The sequence below is a fragment of the Streptomyces sp. JJ36 genome, assembly GCF_021696945.1.
Lineage (GTDB): Bacteria > Actinomycetota > Actinomycetes > Streptomycetales > Streptomycetaceae > Streptomyces.
In genome coordinates, this window is the sequence record NZ_JACYHE010000149.1 from 1 (window position 1) to 3525 (window position 3525).

General features: G+C 76.6%; 2 protein-coding genes. Both read right to left on the minus strand.

Features of this window, described 5'->3' with window-relative positions; genetic code table 11:
* Positions 1-1394, minus strand: a 1394-nt coding sequence (locus HOY81_RS26855; RefSeq protein WP_237323313.1) for an acyclic terpene utilization AtuA family protein, incomplete at its 3' end; no start/stop codon positions are given.
* 80 nt (positions 1395-1474) lie between these two features.
* Positions 1475-2524 carry a maleylpyruvate isomerase family mycothiol-dependent enzyme gene (locus HOY81_RS26860; RefSeq protein WP_237323312.1) on the minus strand — a complete coding sequence of 350 codons (1050 nt, stop codon included), beginning with the start codon at positions 2522-2524 and terminating at the stop codon, positions 1475-1477.
* Between the last annotated feature and the right edge of the window lie 1001 nt (positions 2525-3525).

Below are 3525 nucleotides of genomic sequence, written 5' to 3' on the forward strand. Positions count from 1 at the left end.
CGCCGCTCGCCGGCGGGCGCCGGGCCCGGGGCGCCCGGGCCCGCGGATCCCGCGGGGGCCGCGGCGTCCGGGCCCGCGGGCTGAGCCCCGGGGCCACCCGGCGCGGGGTCCTCGTCCGGGAACACCGCCGTGTGCGGCACCTCGCCCTGCCCCAGCCACGCCTCCTCGAACACGCCGTACGGCGCGCCCTTCCCGGGCGGCGCGGTCACATGGAAACCGGGATAACTGCCCAGCGCCAGTTCCACCGCGGCGCCGCTCACCGCCCGGCCCACCCGGTCCTGTTCCGCGTCCCGCACCACCAGCCGCAGCAGCGCGCTGGCCTCCTCCTGCACGGGCGCGTCCCGCCAGTCCGTACGCGCCAGCGACCAGTTCGCCTCGCGCGGGCGCCCGCCGGGCGCGGCGTCCAGCCGCGCCTCCATCTGCTCCTGCACCAAGGCGGCCTTGGCCTCCACGTCGAGCCCGGTGAGGACGAACACCACCTCGTTGCGGAACCCGCCGAGCCGGGTCAGCCCCACCTTGAGCGACGGCGGCGGCGCCTCGCCGCGCGCCCCCTCCATCCGCACCCGGTCCGGGCCGTCCGCCCGCAGCCGTACGGTGTCCAGCCGCGCCGTGACGTCCGGACCGGCGTACCGCGCACCCGCCGTCTCGTACAGGAGCTGCGCGGTCACCGTGCCGACGGTGACGGCGCCTCCGGTGCCGGGATGCTTGGTGATCACCGCGCTGCCGTCGGGGTGGAGCTCCGCCAGCGGGAAACCGGGGTGGCGGACGTCGAGCTGCTCCTGTGCGAAGAACGCGTAGTTGCCGCCGGTCGCCTGCGTGCCGCACTCCAGCACATGCCCGGCGAGCACGGCGCCGGCCAGCGCGTCGCGGTCCCGCGGATCGTCCGGGTCCCAGCCGAAGCGGGCCGCGGCCGCCCCGGAGACGAGGGCGGCGTCCGTCACCCGGCCGGTGACCACCACGTCGGCGCCGGCGTTCAGGCAGGCGGTGACACCGCCGCCCCCGAGGTAGGCGTTCGCGGTGAGCACGCCCTCGCCCCAGCCGCCCCGCGCCAGCACGTCGTCACCCTCCACGTGCGCGACCCGGGCCGGCACGCCCAGCCGGCCGGCCAGCTCCCGCACGGCGGCGGCGAGGCCGGCCGGGTTGAGGCCGCCGGCGTTGACGACCAGGGCCACGCCACGTTCCACGGCCGTCCCGAGGGTGTCCTCGAGCTGCCGCAGGAACGTCCGGGCGTACCCCAGGGACGGGTCCTTCAGCCGGTCCCGGCCCAGGATCAGCATGGTCAGCTCGGCCAGATAGTCACCGGTCAGCACGTCCAGCTCGCCGCCGGTCAGCATCTCGCGCACGGCGTCGAAGCGGTCGCCGTAGAAGCCGGAGGCGTTCCCGACCCGGAGCACGTCGTGGCGGGGGCGCGGGCCGCGGGAGTCCGCCGCCGGGCCGGGGGTGGACGGCTCCTGTGCGCCCGGGTCCGGGGCGCTCACCGCCGGGCTCCGGCGTCGCCGCTGCCGGGCTTCCGGGTGCCGGGGGCCCGTCCCGCGCCGGGCGGCCCGGCGAACGCCTGCGCCAGACGCAGCCACCGCTCGGCCTCCGCCCCGACCGCGCACAGGTCGGTGTCCTCCCGGTGCACGCGCTGGGTGACGAGCAGGCAGAAGTCCAGCGCACTCCCCGTCACCCGCTGCGCCGCGTCCTCCGGCCCGTACGCCCAGACGGCGGGCGACGACCCCGGGACCGTCGCCGGGCCCGTGTCGGTGTCCGTGTCCGTGTCCGTGTCCGTGTCCGAGGCTGTGTCCGGGCCTGTGTCCGTCGTGGCCACCCTCGCCCCGGTGGTCGCCGTGCCCGGACTGGTGGCCGCCCTGCCCGCCTCCGGGGGCGTCAGCTCCACCCGGAACGGCTCGCCCGGCGGTTCCAGCCCGCGCCCGGCGTACGCGAAGTCGCGGGTCCGCACGCCCAGCCAGGCGACATGCCGCAGCCGCGCCGTGGGCGCCCGGCGGACGCCGAGCGCCTGCGCGACGTCCTCGCCGTGTGCCCAGGTCTCCATCAGCCGCGCGGTCGCCATCGCGGCCACGCTCATCGGAGGCCCGTACCAGGGGATGCGCGGCCTGCCCGGACGGGCGGCCGTCTCCGCGAGCGCCTCGCCGAGCGCCCGCCGCCCGGTACGCCACGCCGCCAGCAACTCCTCCGGGGGCCGGGCTGCGCCGCGCCGGGCGCCGTCGTCCACGTACGTGTCCACGGCGCCCGGGTCCGCGAACGCCGCATCCGTCTCCCGCCGGAACACCTCCGGGTCCCGCACGGCCAGCAGGGCCCGCTCGTCGGTCCAGGCGAGATGGGCGATCTGGTGGGCGACCGTCCACCCGGGCGCGGGGCTGGCGGCGCTCCACCCGGCACCACCCGCGCCGGCCCCGGGTGCGGGTCCGGTCTCGGCCCCCAAGCCGCGCCCCTCGGCCAGGGGTGCGACCAAGGCGTCCAGTTCCTCGCCCTCCGCCCGCAGGTCCTCCAGCACCTCGCCCGTCGCCACGCTCCCGGCCACGCCGCCTCCCGCTGCCTTGACGCCACGTCAACAGCCGGTATGAGCGTGGCAGTGGCACACCGAGGAATCAAGCATGCATGCATGATTTTTTCCGCCCGGTGGGAGGGAAGAGGGGCACGTGCCCGAGTGACCGAGGCCCGCTCCCCTGTACCGGCTCGTGGAACCTGAGGTCACTGATTGGCGGGCTACGGGGGGGGAGGGGTGGTGGGTGGCGGGCTCGTTCATGTTGCTGGTGGCGGGTGGCGTGGCGGGCCGGGGTTCACCCGCCTGTGACGGGGCCGGGCGGCGGGGCGGTCGGTAGCCGGTGACGGGGTTGCGGTGGCGGGCTGCTGCCGCGCTGTGCCTGAGCTTTCGTCTTCTCGCTCCGCTCGTGTCACGCCGGTGGCAGTGCGGGGTCCGGCTGCGGGCCGTTCCGGAGTGGGGGTACGCGCGACCCGCAACCGGTGGGAGCCGGCGCGGCCGGGCACCCGGGCTGCGGCCGGGCGGGCGCCGAGCATCCGCCGGGTCAACCCGGGAGAGGGGAGGACCGGGCTTCCGGCGCCCGACCTGCAGGACACGCGCCACAGCCCGGCAGGCCGGGCCTGCACCCGGCGAGCACCCCGGAGCCCTGGCGTAAGGGCCGCCAGTGGGCACGACCCATGTCGATGCCGCAATAGGCGCCACCCAGCGAGGCCCCTTACGTCCCGGTCCACAGCAGGGCGGCACCGTCAAGAAAAGGGACATAGGGGGCATTCCGCGAGTGGATCTTGTACTGGTCCACGCTTTTGACAATCGTTGGAAATCTGTCAAAAGCGTGGACCAGTACAAGATCACGACGCGGGCAGGCCCCCGGCGACCCCCGAACGGCCGCGCGGGCACGCGGATGCGCCCCGTCCGGCAACCGCCCGCACCCCCACCCGGCTCGACCCGGCTCGATCCGGCCCACCTCCGGCACGACCAGGCCGCGCGCACCCCCACTCCGGAACGGCCCGCAGACGAACCCCGCACTGCCACCGGCGTGA